14 protein-coding genes are annotated in these 16,023 nt (G+C 71.6%); 7 read left to right on the top strand and 7 right to left on the bottom strand.

What is annotated here, in order from left to right; genetic code table 11:
- Positions 1-3: 3 nt before the first annotated feature.
- From E0500_RS39325 to E0500_RS39340, 4 genes are all read right to left on the bottom strand, one after another.
- Complete coding sequence (locus E0500_RS39325; protein WP_131569014.1) at positions 4-741, bottom strand: DUF1775 domain-containing protein; 738 nt, start codon at positions 739-741, stop codon at positions 4-6.
- A gap of 55 nt (positions 742-796) precedes the next feature.
- A complete protein-coding gene (locus E0500_RS39330) occupies positions 797-1,429 on the bottom strand; it encodes a hypothetical protein (RefSeq protein ID WP_131569013.1) in 633 nt (210 codons plus the stop codon).
- 149 nt (positions 1,430-1,578) lie between these two features.
- On the bottom strand, positions 1,579-3,846 hold the full coding sequence (locus E0500_RS39335; RefSeq protein WP_131569011.1) for a cation-translocating P-type ATPase: 2,268 nt from the start codon (positions 3,844-3,846) through the stop codon (positions 1,579-1,581).
- Positions 3,847-3,918: 72 nt separating this feature from the next.
- Positions 3,919-4,203 carry a heavy-metal-associated domain-containing protein gene (locus E0500_RS39340; protein WP_131569009.1) on the bottom strand — a complete coding sequence of 95 codons (285 nt, stop codon included), beginning with the start codon at positions 4,201-4,203 and terminating at the stop codon, positions 3,919-3,921.
- 198 nt (positions 4,204-4,401) lie between these two features.
- Here E0500_RS39340 and E0500_RS39345 point away from each other — a divergent pair, with 198 nt between their 5' ends.
- The 3 genes from E0500_RS39345 (at position 4,402) to E0500_RS39355 (ending at position 9,008) form a co-directional block, all read left to right on the top strand.
- Positions 4,402-5,370, top strand: coding sequence for a hypothetical protein (locus tag E0500_RS39345; protein WP_131569007.1), 969 nt, complete (start codon positions 4,402-4,404; stop codon positions 5,368-5,370).
- Positions 5,371-5,654: 284 nt separating this feature from the next.
- Positions 5,655-7,733: a glycosyltransferase gene (locus tag E0500_RS39350; RefSeq protein ID WP_309505296.1), complete on the top strand. Its 2,079-nt coding sequence runs from the start codon at positions 5,655-5,657 to the stop codon at positions 7,731-7,733.
- A gap of 30 nt (positions 7,734-7,763) precedes the next feature.
- Positions 7,764-9,008, top strand: a complete 1,245-nt coding sequence (locus E0500_RS39355; RefSeq protein WP_131569005.1) for an LCP family protein — start codon at positions 7,764-7,766, stop codon at positions 9,006-9,008.
- Positions 9,009-9,021: 13 nt separating this feature from the next.
- Here E0500_RS39355 and E0500_RS39360 read toward each other — a convergent pair whose 3' ends face one another.
- Complete coding sequence (locus E0500_RS39360; protein WP_131569003.1) at positions 9,022-10,206, bottom strand: flavin-dependent monooxygenase; 1,185 nt, start codon at positions 10,204-10,206, stop codon at positions 9,022-9,024.
- A 325-nt stretch (positions 10,207-10,531) separates the two neighbouring features.
- On the opposite strand from E0500_RS39360, the gene E0500_RS39365 reads away from it, so the two are divergent.
- Positions 10,532-11,248: a lytic polysaccharide monooxygenase gene (locus E0500_RS39365; RefSeq protein ID WP_399121059.1), complete on the top strand. Its 717-nt coding sequence runs from the start codon at positions 10,532-10,534 to the stop codon at positions 11,246-11,248.
- An 87-nt stretch (positions 11,249-11,335) separates the two neighbouring features.
- Here the strand turns inward: E0500_RS39365 and E0500_RS39370 are convergent, their stop codons facing one another.
- A complete protein-coding gene (locus E0500_RS39370) occupies positions 11,336-12,115 on the bottom strand; it encodes a DeoR/GlpR family DNA-binding transcription regulator (RefSeq protein WP_131569001.1) in 780 nt (259 codons plus the stop codon).
- 123 nt (positions 12,116-12,238) lie between these two features.
- Here E0500_RS39370 and E0500_RS39375 point away from each other — a divergent pair, with 123 nt between their 5' ends.
- From E0500_RS39375 to E0500_RS39385, 3 genes are read left to right on the top strand one after another with little or no spacing between them, the layout of a single operon-like run.
- Positions 12,239-13,129 (top strand): SIS domain-containing protein, encoded by an 891-nt coding sequence (locus E0500_RS39375; protein ID WP_131568999.1) that lies wholly within the window; start codon positions 12,239-12,241, stop codon positions 13,127-13,129.
- Between the two features lie 12 nt (positions 13,130-13,141).
- A complete protein-coding gene (locus E0500_RS39380) occupies positions 13,142-14,077 on the top strand; it encodes a class II fructose-bisphosphate aldolase (protein ID WP_181587373.1) in 936 nt (311 codons plus the stop codon).
- Between the two features lie 24 nt (positions 14,078-14,101).
- Entirely contained in the window at positions 14,102-14,872 is a 771-nt protein-coding gene (locus E0500_RS39385; protein WP_131570304.1) for an AraC family transcriptional regulator, read from the top strand.
- Here E0500_RS39385 and E0500_RS39390 read toward each other — a convergent pair.
- Positions 14,862-16,010: a methyltransferase gene (locus E0500_RS39390; RefSeq protein WP_181587374.1), complete on the bottom strand. Its 1,149-nt coding sequence runs from the start codon at positions 16,008-16,010 to the stop codon at positions 14,862-14,864. The two genes, E0500_RS39385 and E0500_RS39390, sit on opposite strands and share 11 nt — an antisense overlap.
- Positions 16,011-16,023 lie beyond the last annotated feature (13 nt).

A 16,023-nucleotide genomic window follows, 5' to 3' on the forward strand; every position in this document is an offset into this window, starting at 1 on the left:
CCTCTACTCCTGGGCGCGGCCCTGACGCCGTACGAGGTAGAAGGCGCCACCCGCCACGACGATCACGCCCGCACCGATGCCGGTCCAGGCACCGGCCGACAGACCGCTGTCGTCGTCCGTGGTCGCCTGGGCGGCGGGGGAGGCCGAGGGTTCGGTCGGCTCGGCGCTCGGCGTCGGGGAGGCGGACTCGCTCTCGGCCTCGCTCGGTGACGGGCTGACCGGCTCGGCGCCGGGCGCGGCGGCCTTGAGTTTCAGCACCGGGGCGGTGTTGCCGTGGCCGTGGCCGTCACCGCCGGACTCGCCCAGCTCGATCCAGCGGTCGACCTTGCCGTCGCTGTAGGTCTGCAGGGTCTTGAACACCAGCTCCTTCGCGTCGGGCAACTGCCGTACAACGACGGAGAGTTCGGCGTCCTCACCGACCTTGACGGCCGTGCCCTTGACGGTGAAGCCGTCCTTGTTCGCCGTGAGCTTCCAGCCCTCGGGGCCTTCGCCGTACGTCACGTCGGTGGGTTCGAGGCCCTCCGGCAGGATCACGCGCAGCTCGGAGATACCGGCCGTGCCGGACTCCGACTCGGCGTTGAAGGTGAGTTCGACGTTCTGGGCGAGGGCCTGGGCGTCGTCGGACTGGACCTCCACATGGGCGGCGGCCGGACCGGCGGTGAACAGGACGGCGGTGGCGGCGACGGCGGCCGCGAGGGCCGTACGGCGGATACCGCCGGGCCGGCGGGTGGTGCGGGGCATGGGTGTCTCCAGGCAAGGGGAAGGCACGGGCGGCGTGGCAGCCGCTCCGGCGGGGTCAGCGGGCGAGAGTGAGCCGCGCCCGCGGAGGTCCCCTCCGCACCATCACGTCCGCGAGCACCGCACCCCTGGGCGGTGGTCGCTCCAGCCATGCCCGGACGGGGACCGGCAGACCGGGTTCCGCCGCAGCCCGGCGGTCGCTCAACAGGGCCCGGACCGTGGAGATCCGCGCCCGGACGGAGTCGACGGTCTCCACCACGCCACGGGCCAGGAACCAGCAGGCCGCATCGGCGCGGTGCAGCAGGACGGCGACGAGCAGCGCCGCCCCGGCGTGGACGGCCGTCATGGCGAGTGAGTCGGGCGGGTTCATGCCATGCCGGGCGTGCCCGGACATTCCCATGGCCGCCGCGTGGTGTGCGGGCCCGGTCGCCGTCAGCCACAGATGCAGCCCCACCTGTGCGGCACCGCACGTCGCCACCACCGTGACCAGGGAGCGCGGGCGCCGGGTGCCGACGAGTCCCACGCCGAAGAGCGCGACGGCCGCCGCCGCGCCCGGCCGCCACGGAGCCGGTCCGTCGGCGACCAGATGGTGGGCGCTCATTCCCAGCACCGTCCCGACGACCGCGAACACCGTCGCCCGCAGGACGGGCAGGGGCGCAGGGTGCGTCGGCGTACGGAGAAGCATGGTCATGACGCGCCCATCATCGGGCATCGCCCGGCCGGACCGGGCCGCGATCCCATAAGAGCGGGCTCGTCCGGAATGCGGCGGGCGCCGCCTCACCTGCCCCGACAGGGCCGCAGCGCTGTCCGGGAAGGAACCCGGGCAGCGCTGCGGCCGGTTCAGGCGGTGGCGCGGAAGGAGCGCAGGCGGAGGGAGTTGCCGACGACGAAGACGGAGGAGAAGGCCATGGCCGCCCCGGCGATCATCGGGTTGAGGAGGCCGGCCGCCGCGAGGGGCAGGGCGGCCACGTTGTAGGCGAAGGCCCAGAAGAGGTTGGTGCGGATGGTGGTGAGAGTGCGGCGGGCGAGGCGGATGGCGTCGGCGGCGGTGCGCAGGTCGCCGCGTACGAGGGTCAGGTCGCCGGCTTCGATGGCGGCGTCGGTGCCGGTGCCCATGGCCAGGCCCAGGTCGGCCTGGGCGAGTGCGGCGGCGTCGTTGACGCCGTCCCCGGCCATCGCCACGGTGCGGCCCTCGCTCTGCAGTCGTTTGACGACATCCACCTTGTCCTGGGGCAGGACCTCGGCGATGACGTTCTCGGGGGTGATGCCGATCTCGCGGGCGACGGAGTCGGCGACGGCCCGGTTGTCGCCGGTGAGCAGGATCGGGGTCAGGCCGAGGGCGCGCAGGCGGTCGATGGCCTCGCCGCTGGTGTCCTTGACGGCATCGGCGATTTCGAGGACGGCGCGGGCCTCGCCGTCCCAGGCGACGGTGATGGCGGTGTGTCCGGCTGCTTCGGCCACGGACTTGGCCTTTTCCAGACCGGCGGGCAGCTCCATGGCCCATTCGGCGAGGAGGCGTTCGCGGCCCACGAGGACGGCGTGGCCGTCGACGATGCCCTGGACTCCGAGGCCGGGGATGTTCGCGAAGTCCTCGGGTGTGGGCAGCGAGCCCAGGTTGCTTCGGGCCGCGTCGGCGACGGCGCGGGCGATCGGGTGCTCGGAGGAGTGCTCCAGGGCGCCCGCCAGCCGCAGGACTTCGGCCTCGTCGGTGGTGTCGGCGGTGTGTACCGCGCGCAGGGTCATCCGGCCGGTGGTCACGGTGCCGGTCTTGTCGAGGACGATGGTGTCGACCCGGCGGGTGGCCTCCAGGACTTCCGGGCCCTTGATCAGGATGCCGAGCTGGGCGCCGCGTCCGGTGCCGACCATGAGCGCGGTCGGGGTCGCCAGGCCCAGGGCGCAGGGGCAGGCGATGATCAGTACGGCGACGGCGGCGGTGAACGCGGCCGTCAGCCCGCCGCCGTTGCCGAGCCAGAAGCCGAGCGTGCCCAGCGCCAGGGCGATCACGACGGGGACGAACACGGCGGAGATCCGGTCCGCGAGCCGCTGGGCCGCGGCCTTGCCGTTCTGCGCGTCCTGCACCAGCTGTGCCATCCGGGCCAGTTGGGTGTCGGCGCCGACCCGGGTGGCCTCGACGACCAGACGGCCGCCCGCGTTGATCGTGGCACCGGTGACGCTGTCGCCGGTGACGACCTCGACGGGCACGGACTCACCGGTCAGCATCGAGGCGTCGACGGCCGAGGTGCCCTCCACGACGATCCCGTCGGTGGCGATCTTCTCCCCGGGACGGACCAGGAAGCGATCACCGACCGTCAGTTCGGCGGTGGGGACGGTGTGTTCGCTGCCGTCGGCGCGCAGCACGGTGACGTCCTTCGCGCCCAGTTCCAGCAGCGCCTTCAGGGCCGCGCCCGCCTTGCGCTTGGAGCGGGCCTCGAAGTAGCGGCCGGCCAGGATGAACGCGGTCACACCGGCCGCGGCCTCCAGATAGATGTTCCCCGCGCCGTCACTGCGGGCGATGGTCAGCTCGAAGGGGTGGGTCATGCCCGGCTCGCCCGCAGTGCCGAAGAACAGCGCCCACAGCGACCACAGGAACGCCGCCGAGGTACCGACCGAGATGAGGGTGTCCATGGTGGCCGCGCCGTGCCGCGCGTTGGTGAACGCCGCCCGGTGGAAGGGCCAGGCGGCATACGTCACCACGGGCGCCGCCAGGGTCAGCGACAGCCACTGCCAGTACTCGAACTGGGCCGCCGGGACCATAGCCATCACGATCACGGGCACCGCCAGGGCCACCGCCGTGACCAGCCGCTGCCGCAGCGGCCCCAGCCCGTCGTCCTCCTCCGCCGAACCGCCCTCACCACCGGGGGATTCGGCCTGTACAGGAGGCGCGGGCTCCCGCGCGGTGTAGCCGGTCGCCTCGACCGTGGCGATCAGCTCCCGCACCGCCACGTCCTCCCGGAACGTGACCCTGGCCTTCTCCGTGGCGTAGTTGACGGTGGCCTCGACCCCGTCCATGCGGTTGAGCTTCTTCTCGATCCGGGCCGCGCACGAGGCGCAGGTCATACCGCCGATCGCGAGTTCGACTTCCGCGGTACCGGGTGTGGTGGTGGTCATGGCTGCTCCTCGTACGGGATGGACGGCCGGGGCCCGGGGATGCCCGGGCCCCGGCGGTGCGGGGCGTGCGGGTCAGGCCCGGCCGGTCAGCTCGTAGCCGGCCTCGTCGACGACCTCGGCGATGGCCGCGTCGTCCGGCTCGGTGGCGCTGGTGACGGTGACGCGGCCGGTGTCGAGATCGACCTCCACACCGCTCACGCCGTCCAGCTCGCCGATGACCTTGGTGAGCGTGGCCTTGCAGTGGCCGCAGGTCATGCCGGAGACGGCGTACGCGGTGGTGACGGCCTCCGTGGCCGTTGTGGTGCCGGCGGTGCCGGTCGAGCAGGTGCCTTCGGTGGAGCAGCAGGACGACGACATGGGGTTCCTCCCGGTGAGTGTGCTTGTGGTGGGGCTGGATACGGGGCAGGGGTATGCTCTACGAGTTCCTGTATACCCCTGAGGGGTATAGAACGCAAGCCGTTCCGAGGGCTTGACTTCATACCCCCTGGGGGTACTTTGAAGTGCATCGAGGCCTCCCACTCAGGCAGGAGAGGCACAGTCCCCAAGGAGACGGTCATGAACACCGGGATGAAGATCACCGCGTTCGCCGCCGCGCTGGCCGCGACGTTCGGCACCGCCTACGGCGTGGGCAGGAGCGTGGAGCCCGTCGTCGCGGACAGCGCGCCCGCCGCCCACGACAAGGGACACAGCGGCCCATCACCCGCACAGGAGGGAGGCGGCGGCCACTCCGGGCACGAAGCGGCCCCGGCCGGCGGACTGCAGATCTCCGAAAGCGGCTACACCCTCGACCTCCGGACCTCGCGCGTCACTGCCGGGCAGCGCACCGACCTCCGCTTCGTCATCCGCGACGACTCCGGCCGCGCGCTGACCTCTTACCGGCGCGAACACGACAAGGAACTCCACCTGATCCTCGCCTCGCGCGACCTGGTCACCTACCGGCACCTCCACCCCACACGAGCCGCCGACGGCACCTGGAGCACACCCGTCGACCTGCCCCGGGCGGGCGGCTACCGGGTCTTCGCCGACTTCACCCCGGCGAAGAAGGGGGCCGAGAACCTCACCCTCGGCGCGGACCTGGCGACCTCGGGCCCCTACGAGCCACAGGACCTGCCGGCCCCGAACACCACCGCCGAGGTCCACGGCTACGAGGTCGGGCTGGACGGAGGCCTGCGCCCGGGCGAGGCGGGCGAACTGAAGCTGAACGTCTCCCGGAACGGCAAGCCCGTCACCGACCTCCAGCCCTACCTCGGCGCGTACGGCCACCTCGTCGCCCTGCGCTCCGGTGACCTCGCCTACCTGCACGTCCACCCGAACGGCGAGCCCGGCGACGGCAAGACCCGGCCCGGACCCGGCATCTCGTTCACGGCCACCGCGCCCAGCGGCGGCACGTACCGCCTCTTCCTCGACTTCCAGCACGAAGGGAAGGTCCACACCGCGGCGTTCACGGTCCGGGCCGGAGCATCCGGAACGCAAACGCCCCCGGACGCGGGCTCGGCAGAGCCGTCGGCCGATCACGAGCACTGAGGAGTACCGAGCAGCCCGCGGCGGGCCCGCACGCCCGTGGGCCGCTGCTGTGAGACTCGTCGTTGGGGCCCTGCACGGGAGCGTCGGTAACTACACTCGCGCCCCATGCACCACGCAAGCCCCCACAGGCAGTTGAAGACGCTTACCCGTCGCCCACCGCGTTCCGGCACTCGTGGGCGGAGAAGAGCGAACCCGCCCGTCCCGGCGGGTGGGGGAGGGCGCCGGACCGGCCGTGTGCCGGCCATCTGCCGTCGTACCCCGGCCGAGAGGGGGGACGGCATCCCGTGAAGGGCCGCCACAAGCAGTCCCGTGACCCCCGGGGGCACTGGCTCATACTCATCCTCGTCCTCCCCGTGATGTTCGCGGTCCTGCTCTTCGAGGGCTGGACCACGCACGAGGTCGACGCAGCGAAGACACGGTCCCCCTGCACCTCGCCCGCACCGGACGCCGTGGCACGCGGCGGACCCGTGATCGGCATCAACGAGGGCGGCATCCAGACCGCCTCGATGCCCGCCCGCACCGTCGCCCTCACCTTCGACGGCGGCCCGGACCCCGTCTGGACCCCGCGCCTGCTCGACCTGCTGCGGCAGTACGACGCACGCGCCACCTTCTTCCTCTACGGATCCCAGGCGGCGCGTCACCCGGAGCTGGTGCGGCGGATCCGCGCCGAGGGCCACGAAATCGGCTCGAACACCTACACCGGGGCCGTCCTGGGCGAGGCGTCCTCCGCCCGTTTCTCGGCGGAACTCGACCTGACGCGGACCGCGTTGGCGGGCGCCGCGGGCCTGCGCCCCAACCTGCTGCGGATGCCGCGGATCACCACACCGGACACACTGTGCGGCCGTGAGTGGCGGGCGGCACGGCAGGCCACCGGCCGGGGCTATGTGCTCGTCACCGCTGACAGATCGTCCCGCAGGCCGGCCCAGGGCCTGGTCCGCCAGTTCAGCCAGACGTCGATCGCCTACCAGCAGACGAGAAGCCTCCTCAGGAACCCGGACGTCGACCGCTTCACCACCGTGTCGGCGGGGCTGAGGCTCGTTCCGTACACGGCCACGACCACGGGCGACCGATGGCAGGGCACCGCCCTGATCCGGGTCACCAAAGTCGGGCGCGCCTTCGTGAGCGCCCTGACGTGGACCCTCGCGATCGCGGGCGGCCTCGGACTGCTGCGCCTGGCACTGCTCGGCCTGTTCGCCCGGGCCCATGTCCGCCGCCTGGAGAGCTCCCGCCCCGGCGCCCCCTGGCTGCCGGAGGTGACCGAACCGGTGACGGTGCTCGTGCCGGCGTACAACGAGGAGGCCGGCATCGAGTCCACACTGCTGTCCCTGCTGGCCTCCACCCACCAGCAGTTGCAGATCATCGTGATCGACGACGGTTCGACGGACCGTACCGCGGACATCGCCGAGAGCATCGGGGATCCGCGCGTGGAGGTGGTCCGTCAGGCCAACGCGGGCAAGGCGGCCGCCCTCAACACCGGGCTGGCGCACGCGCGGTACGACATCATCGTCATGGTCGACGCCGACACCGTCTTCGAACCGGACGCCGTCCGCCGGATCGTCCAGCCGCTGGCGCACCCGGCCGTGGGCGCCGTCAGCGGCAACGCCAAGGTCGGCAACCGGCGCGGCCTGCTGGCCAAGTGGCAGCACCTGGAGTACGTCTTCGGCTTCAACCTGGACCGCCGGATGTTCGAGGTCCTGGAGTGCATGACCACGGTCCCCGGCGCCATCGGCGCCTTCCGCCGGGACGCGCTGGTGAGCGTCGGCGGCGTGAGCGAGGACACCCTCGCCGAGGACACCGATCTCACGATGGCGCTGTGGCGGGCGGGCTGGCGGGTGCTCTACGAGGAGTCAGCCGTCGCCTGGACCGAAGTGCCCACCTCGCTGGGCCAGTTGTGGCGGCAGCGGTACCGCTGGTGCTACGGCACGATCCAGGCCATGTGGAAGCACCGCGGTGCCGTCCTGGCCCGGGGAGTGGCCGGGCGCTTCGGGCGGCGCGGACTCACGTACATCGCGCTCTTCCAGGTCGCGCTGCCGCTGCTCGCCCCGGTCATCGACGTGTTCGCCCTGTACGGCGTGCTGTTCCTCGACCCCTGGCTGTCGGCCGGGGTCTGGCTCGGTTTCATGGGCTCCCAACTGGTCAGCGCCCGCTACGCGTTGAGGCTCGACGGCGAGAGGCTGCAGACCCTGTGGTCGCTGCCGTTCCAGTTCTTCGTCTACCGGCAGCTGATGTACCTGGTCGTCATCCAGTCCCTGGTCGCTCTGTTCCTCGGCAGCCGGCTGAAGTGGCACCGCATGCGGCGTTCCGGGACGGCCGCTGAACAGATCGGCGGCGGGGCCCCGTATAAGAGCCTGCCGACGAGGTGATCCCGATGTGGTGAGGGACTGTACGGGCCGATGAGCGAGTGGACTGACCGTCTGGCGGGCGACGAGCGGGGCGGTGGTGGAGTACCGGAGCCCGCCGGCTCCGGTACCGGCCGGATGACGGGCGGGAGATCGTCCCCGCCCCCGGCACGTACGGCGCCCCTGCCGGGCATGCCGTCGTCCACCGCCGCGGGCCGCACCGACGTGGTGCGCCGCCCCCACGGGCGCCGCGCCGGATCCCAAGAAGGCGGGGGCCCCGACCGCAGCGTCAGACCCGCACGGCGGCGCCCCACCCGGCGCCGCCGTGCCGTGCGGCTGGCGATCCTCACGGTCACCGCGCTGCTCGTCTCCCCGGCAGGCGCGTACGTGTGGGCCGACACCGAGCTCGACCAGGACGTCGACCTGGGCACGATCGAGGACCGTGCGCCGCGCGGCCGGGGAACCAACTACCTGATCGTGGGCTCGGACAGCCGTGAGGGTCTGTCCGAGCAGGCCAGGAAGGAACTGCGCACCGGATCGACCGAGGGCCGCCGCACCGACTCGATGATCCTGGTGCACACCGGCGCGGGCGGCACCACGATGATGAGCCTGCCGCGTGACTCGTGGGTGACCATCCCGTCGTTCCTGCGCCCGGAGACCGGCAGGCGCTACCGCGACCAGCCGAACAAACTGAACGCGGCGTTCTCACTGGGCGGCCCCGATCTGCTCATCAGGACCGTCGAGCGCAACACCGGCCTGCACATCGACCACTACACCGAGATCGGCCTGGCCGGCTTCGTCGACATCGTCGACGCGGTCGGCGGAGTGGACATGTGCCTGGACCGGGCCATCAAGGACAGGAACTCGGGCGCGGACCTGCAGAAGGGCTGCCAGACCCTCGACGGCGCCCAGGCGCTGGCGTTCGTACGGCAGCGCAAGCAGGAGGCCGAGGGCGACCTCGGCCGTACCCGGAACCAGCAGAAGTTCCTCGCCGCGCTCGCCGAGAAGACCGCCACCCCGGGCACGCTGCTCAACCCGGCCAAGGTCTTCCCGACCCTCGGCGCGGGCCTCGACACCCTCACCGTGGACGAGGGAACGGGCCTGCGGGAGATCACGTCGCTGTTCCAGGCGATGCGCAAGGTCACGGGCGGCAACGGACGCCAGATCAACGTCCCCGTCTCCGACCCGGCGTTCGCCACGTCCAAGGGCACGGCGGTGAAGTGGGACATGCCCAGGGCACGGCAGCTCTTCGCACAACTGAGGGAGGACCGGCCGGTGACCACCCCACAGGGACAGTGAGCCGCCGGGACCGCTACAGGAAGGGCGTACCGGCGTCGAGCCCGGACAGGACCCTGCCGTACAGCTCCAGGTTGGTGGCGGGGTTCACGAACGAGTGCAGGCTCAGGGCGTGCAGATCACGCACGGCCCGCTGGACGGGCACCTTCCGCTGCAGGGAGGACGCGCCGGACGCCGAGCCGATCAGGTCGACGGCCTCCTTGCACAGCCGCGTCACATAGCCGCTCTGCGCCCGGATCCTGGCCCGCTCCTCCTCGCTGAACGGCTCGCCGCTCGCCGCACCGGCCTCGATCCGGTCCACGAACTCGACGGTCAGCAGTTCGGCGCAGGAGATCTTCATGGCTGCCTCGGCGGCCTGCAGATGAGTGACCGCTGCCTCGTTCTGGCGCTCATGGAAGGTGTATGTGATGCCCCGGCGGTGGATCCGCTCGGTGAACTCCGCCAGGGCCGTCCGGGCGAGGCCGAGCGCGTTCGGCGCTGTCCACGCGCAGAACAGCAGCAGGACAGGCATGCGGTAGAAGGGGTCGTCGGCGTTGCTCTTGGACGGGAACACGCCGCCGAGCAACGGGCCGACGGGTAACACGCGGTGCGCGGGCACGAACACGTCGCGGGCGACGACACTGTTGCTGCCGCTGCCCGCCAGTCCCGAGACGTCCCAGTCGTCGAGGAGCTCCAACTCGGCCATGGGGACGGCCGTCCACAGCACTTCGGGCGGCCCGTCGCCCGACTCCAGCCGGGTCGTCAGCAGATGCCAGTCGGCGTACGGGGACCCGGTGGCGAACGGCGAGGTGCCGTTGACCACGAAGCCGCCGTCCGCCGGGACCGCCGTCGCGTCCGGTATGAGGGTGCCGCTGATCCGTACATCGGGGCTGGTCAAGATCTCGTCCTGGGCCTCGTCCGGGAAGAGCGACGCGATGAAGGAACAACCGGCCTGGATCAGGACCATGAAGCCGGCGGAACCGCACCCGCCGGATATCTCGGCCAGTGCGTCGACCTGGGTGCGCAGCCCACTCTGGTAACCGCCGTACCGCCGGGGGACGTTCATCCGGTAGACCCCCGCCTCCGTCAGCGCCGCGACGACCTCCGGCGTCACCCGTCTCTCCCGCTCGGTGCGCAGGGCGTGCTCGCGGATGAGCGGCCGCACCTCCCGCAGACGTTCGACGAGGCCGGCATCGGTGCCGGCTGCTGACGAGGGAGCCATGGACGACCTCCGGGCACGACGGGCCACCACCGTCCCCCCGGCCGCCCGAGCTGTCAACGCCGCGTTCCCGGCCATCGGAGAAACGTCGGCACGTCGGTTGACGTCTGCCCGAGCAGGGCCACGGTACGGCGACGACTGCCGGCCGGGAGGGGCGCGCGAACGCATCGAACGCGCCACCGAGCGCGAGGAAGTGGCGCAATCGAATGTTGCGGCCTTGTTTCGCGCGGCGGACTCTGAACGAAGTGGGAGCGCTCCCATCCGGTCTGTGCTGCCACACCCCCCACAACTGAACGCATCACATCCCCCACATGTGAAGGAAGGCGCGATGAATTGTCATGCGCATGATATATCTACCCGATCTACCCGATCTACCCGATCTACCCGATCTACCCGATCTACCCTGTCCCGGCCGGCGCTCCTCCTGAGCGTGCTGGGTGCGGTACTGCTCTGCCTGATCCCGTGGAGCGGCACCGCCGCCGCCCACGGGTCGGTCGTCGACCCCGCGTCCCGCAACTACGGCTGCTGGCTCCGGTGGGGCGACGACTTCCAGAACCCGGACATGGCGCAGCAGGATCCGATGTGCTGGCAGGCGTGGCAGGACAACCCGAACGCCATGTGGAACTGGAACGGCCTGTACCGCGACGGCTCCGCCGGCAACTTCCCGGCCGTCGTCCCCGACGGGCAGCTGTGCAGCGGCGGCCGGACCGAGGGCGGCCGTTACAACTCCCTGGACGCCGTGGGCGCGTGGAAGACGACGGACATCGGCGGCAACTTCACCGTGAAGCTGTACGACCAGGCCAGTCACGGCGCCGACTACTTCCTGGTCTACGTCACCCGCCAGGGATACGACCCCACCACACAACCGCTGAAGTGGAGCGACCTCCAACTGGTCGCCCGCACCGGCAAGTACGCACCCAGCCAGAACTACTCGATCGACGTGAGCACCTCGGGCCTGAGCGGCCGTCACGTCGTCTACACGATCTGGCAGGCGTCGCACATGGACCAGACGTACTTCCTGTGCAGTGACGTCAACTTCCGTTGATCCACCGGATCGACGTCGGCCGGCCACCGGCTCCATGGTGGCCGGCCACCCGGTCCCGCCGGACACGCCACGTCCGGCGGGGCGCGGTCAGACGGTCAGGACCCGCACCCCCGCCTCCTCGAACCGCCCCACCGTCCCCGCATCCGCCGCCGTGTCCGTGACCAGCGTGTCCACCGCCTCAGTGGAGCAGATCCAGGCGAAGGCCCGCTGCCCCAGCTTGCTGGAGTCGGCGGCGACGACAACGCGCTCGGCGCGTTGGCACAGCAGACGGTTGATCGCCGCCTCGGACTCGTCGTGGGCCGCCGCGCCGTGCGTGACGTCGAAGGCGACCACGCCGAGGACGGCCACGTCCATGGTGATCTGGCTGAGCACACCGTCCGCGAGCGGGCCGATGAGCTCGTACGAGGACGGGCGGGCGACGCCACCCGTCAGCACGATCTTGAACTGGGGGCGCACGGCCAGCTCGCTCGCGATGTTGAGGGCGTTGGTGACGATGGTCAGCGCCGGTGAGCCGGAGGTGAGGTCGGCGCGTACGGCCAGGGCGCGCGCGACCTCCGTGGTGGTCGTGCCGCCGGTCAGGCCCACCGCCTCGCCGGGGGAGACGAGGCCCGCGACCGCCTTCGCGATGCGCTGCTTCTCCGAGGCACGGCGGGCGGTCTTGTAGCGCAACGGCAGCTCGTACGACACGCCGTGCACGACCGCGCCGCCCCGGGTGCGCACCAGCATCTGCTGTTCGGCCAGCTGGTCGAAGTCGCGGCGGATCGTCGCGGCCGACACCTCCAGCTCGGCCGCCGCCTCCTCGACGTCCAGCCTGCCCCGTTCGACGAGCAGTTCCAGCAGCGCCTTCCAACGGGCGTCGCGCGACATCCGCACCCTCCGTTCGTCGATCTCCCGGCGACCCTAACGCACACGCGTCAAGGTCTGATGCTTGATAGTGCTTGAAAGTGCGCGTTATGTTGCAAGAACAAGCATTCGGGGAAGGGGTACGGCATGACGCATGTCGAGGACGAGCTGACCAGCCAGCCCGAGTGCTGGACCCGTGCGGCCGCTGAAGCGGCGGGGCACGCAGGTGTGCTGCCCGAGCCGGGGGAGCGTGTCGCGATCGTGGGGTGCGGGACGTCGTACTTCATGGGGCAGGCCGTCGCGACCCTGCGCGAGCGGGCCGGCCAGGGCGAGACGGACGCCTTCGCCGCCTCCGAGTTCCCGCACGGCCGCCCGTACGACCGGGTCGTCGCCCTCACCCGCTCAGGCACCACCACCGAGGTCCTCGACCTCCTGGGCCGACTGCGCGGCCTTACGCGCACGGTCGCGATCACCGCGGACCCGGACACGCCCGTGGCGACGACCGCCGACGACCTCGTCGTACTGGACTTCGCCGACGAACGGTCCGTCGTCCAGACCCGGTTCGCGACCACGGCCCTCACCCTGCTGCGCGCCCACCTCGGGCTGCACACCGACGCCGCCGTCGCCGACGCGCGCGCCGCGCTGGACACCCCGCTGCCCGAAGGCCTCGTCGACTGCACTCAGTTCACCTTCCTGGGTCGCGGCTGGACCGTCGGGCTCGCGAACGAGGCCGCACTCAAGATGCGTGAGGCCTCGCTGGCATGGGCCGAGGCGTATCCGGCGATGGAGTACCGGCACGGGCCCATCAGCATCACTACCCGGGGAACCGCGACCTGGATGCTCGGAGAGGCGCCCGAAGGGCTGGCTCAACAGGTGCGGGAAACGGGCGGGTTGTGGGTGGCCGACGGCATCGACCCGCTCGCCGGACTCGTCCGCGCCCAACGGCTCGCGGTGGCCGTGGCCGCCGCCCGCGGACTCGACCCCGACCAGCCGCGCCACCTCACCCGCTCGGTGATCCTCGGCTCGACCAACCGCTGACCAGGAGGAGCCGTGCCGCTCACCACGACCGGTGAACTGATCACCAGGGCCGCCGCGGCCCGCACCGCCGTCCCCGCGTTCAACGTCATCAGCCTGGAGCACGTCGAGGCCGTCGTCGCGGGCGCCGAGTCCGCCGGCGCGCCGGTCGTCCTCCAGGTCAGCGAGAACGCGGTCAGGTTCCGCGGCGGACGGCTGCTCCCACTGGCCCGCGCCGCGACCGCCGCCGCCGAACAAGCGAGGGTTCCCGTCGCGCTCCACCTCGACCACGTCCAGAGCGACGACCTGCTGCACCAGGCGGCCGACGCCGGCTTCAGCTCCGTGATGTACGACGCGTCGCGCCTGCCGTACGCGGAGAACCTCGCCACGACCCGTGCCGCCGCGGACTGGGCGCACGCTCAAGGGATGTGGATCGAGGCTGAGCTGGGCCGGGTGGGCGGGAAGGAGGCTGCCTGGGTGGGTGGGAAGGACACGGTCCGGGTGGGCGGGAAAGAAGCGGCGCAGACCGGTGGCGAGGCCGGGGCACCGCTCCTCGATGCGCACGCACCCGGCGCCCGCACCGACCCGGACGAGGCACGCGACTTCGTCACCGACTCCGGCGTGGACGCCCTGGCCGTGGCGATCGGCAGCGTGCACGCGATGACCACGCGCACGGCCACGCTCGACCACACCCTGCTGGGGCGCCTGAACGCCGCGCTGGACGTACCCCTCGTCCTCCACGGCTCCTCCGGCGTCCCCGACCCCGAACTGCGGGCGGCCGTCGCGGGCGGCATCGCCAAGGTCAACATCGGGACGGCGCTCAATGTGGCGATGACCGGCGCGGTGCGGGACTTTCTCACCGAGCACCCCGACGTCGTGGACCCGCGAAAGTACGTCCGTGCGGGACGGGACGCCATGGTGACGACGGTGACCCGGCTCGTCGGCGTGCTGTGTGCGCGGACCGCCCCATGACGGCCGTACTGGTAATTTCTCCCCATGCGGGAGACGGAGATCCACCTCGGTGAGCCGCCCTTCGTCGCGACCGTCGGCGTCGGCGTGCACGGCGTCGCGAGCCGCACGGACGTCTTCCGGCTGCCGGAGCTGTGGCAGTTGCACCTCTACCAGTACGACGCCGAACTGACCGTCGACGGCACGGCGCACACCATCCGCCCCGGCCGGGTCAGCCTCGTGCCGCCCGGCACCACGGTCCGCTACCGCTACCAGGGCCGCTCGGAACACCTCTACGCACACCTGCGCATCCCACCGGCCGGCCCCTCCCGCACGATCCCCGTGGTGCAGGACGCGGGACCCGAACTCCCTTTCCTCGCCAGCCTGTTGCTCCAGGCAATGGCGGCCGCCCCGGGCACGCCCGAGCGCACCCGGGCCGAGATCTGGACGGCGCTGTGGCGCATTGCCCACCTCACCCCGGCCGTGGCGCACCCCTGCCCCCACCCGGCCGTCATGACCGCGATCGCCCACATCGAGGCCCACCTGGCCACCCCGTTCACCGTCCCGGACATCGCCCGGGCGGCCGGTGTGTCCCACAACCACCTCACGCGGCTGTTCCGCGCCGAGACGGGCACCACGGTCGTCGGCTACATCCGGCGCCGCAGACTCGACCGCGCCCACCATCTGCTGCGCGCCACGACCCTCTCGATCCCCGCCGTGGCCGCCTCCGTCGGCATCCCCGACCTCCAGGCGTTCAACAAGGCGTGCCGACGCGAACTGGGTGCCTCGCCGCGCTCCCTGCGCGGAACTACCGCCTGACCGCCCTCAGCACCACGAACTTGGCGTCGCCGGCCACGAGTTCACTGTTCCCGAAGAGCCGCCGCAGCTTCACGTGGTAGCCGAGGTGCCGGTTGCCGACCACCCACAGCTCACCGCCCGGCCGCAGCGCGCGCCGCGCACCCTGGAACATCCGCCAGGCCGTGGCGTCCGTCGTCGCCTGGTGGGAGTGGAACGGCGGATTGTTCAGCACGAGATCGACGCTGCCTGCAGCGAAACCCTCCATCCCGTCGCCGACGACGAACTCCGCCTTCCCCTCGGCGTTGGCCGTGTACGTCGCCTCCGCCGAGGCCACCGCCTGGTACGACTCGTCGACGAACACCACCTCGGCCTCCGGATCGCCCAGCGCCACCGCCGTACCGACGACCCCGTTGCCGCACCCCAGGTCCACGACACGCCCGCCGCCACGGCCGTGCGGCAGGTGCCGGAGGAAGAAACGGGTGCCGATGTCGAGCCGGTCGGCGCAGAACACGCCCGCGTGGTTGACGACCGTGCGGCCGGACAACAGGCCGACGTCGTCAGGGAGTTGGTAGGTGTACGGCCAAGGGTTGGCACCCCGCGCCCCAGTGGGGGACGGGTCCGGGGTGCAGAAGATCAACCGGGCCTTCTGCTGCGCGAGGGAGGTGCGGGTCGGTCCGATGATCCGCTCGAACAGTTTCAGCGTCGAGGTGTGGATCTCCTTGACCATGCCGGCGCCGACAACGACCGTCCCCTCGTGCACGCCGGGCGCGAGCCGGTGCAGCTGGTCCTCCAGCAGGGCAAGGCTCTTGGGAACCCGGACGAGCAGCACGTCGATACGGTCGGGAGGCGTGTCCTGCGTGGTCAGGAGCCGTACCGCGTCGTCCGCGACCTGATTGCGGGCCAGGTTCGCGCGGGTCGCCTGCCGGGCCAGGAACGAGTCGGTGAGCTGCGTCGGCCGGTGCGCCGCCAGCGCCGTGACGAGGGCGCCCCACCGGTCGCCGACGACCACGACCGACCCCGTCAGCGGTGTCCCGCTCTCCGCCAGGTGACGCAGCAGATACGCGTCGGCCGCGTCCCAGGCACGCAGCCGGTCGCGGGGATCCTCGGGGAAGCGGGCCAGTTCGTACTCGGCCCAGGGCGCGGTCATACGGTCGTTCATCGTGCGCCCAGGC

Origin of the sequence: Streptomyces sp. KM273126, from assembly GCF_004337435.2 — a bacterium.
In the GTDB taxonomy this organism is placed as follows: Bacteria; Actinomycetota; Actinomycetes; order Streptomycetales; family Streptomycetaceae; genus Streptomyces; species Streptomyces acidicola.